The following is a 295-nucleotide window of genomic DNA, read 5'->3' as shown; positions in this document are numbered from 1 at the left end:
GGCGTAGCCGTCCTTCGCAGCTTTCAAACTCGCCAGCTCCTGCTGCGAGATGGCCTTGATCTCGGAGTTCTTCTTCTCCGTCAACTCGCGGCGTTTCTTGGGCGAGCGGAAGAAACAGAAACGCGGAGATGGAGAATCCGATGACGATGACGCCGACGATGGCCACCCCGATGAGCAGGATGGCGGAGATGGCCGGGCCGAAGAGCGTGAGTCCCACCCAGGCGAGCGCCGCCCCCACATAGCCGCCATGGGTCACGAGCGCGATGCGGTCGAACAGGGCGGCAGGCCCTGTGCC

1 protein-coding gene is annotated in these 295 nt (G+C 64.4%); it reads right to left on the bottom strand.

Translation table 11 applies throughout. The features are described 5' to 3' along the window. The coding region (locus tag NE591_RS14825; RefSeq protein ID WP_256157055.1) for a hypothetical protein at nucleotides 1–295 on the bottom strand (295 nt) is incomplete at both ends.

The sequence above is a fragment of the Adlercreutzia sp. DFI.6.23 genome, assembly GCF_024462535.1.
Lineage (GTDB): Bacteria > Actinomycetota > Coriobacteriia > Coriobacteriales > Eggerthellaceae > Adlercreutzia > Adlercreutzia rubneri.
Note: the sequence above shows the minus strand (reverse complement) of the source record. Positions and strands in the feature narration are given on the sequence as shown.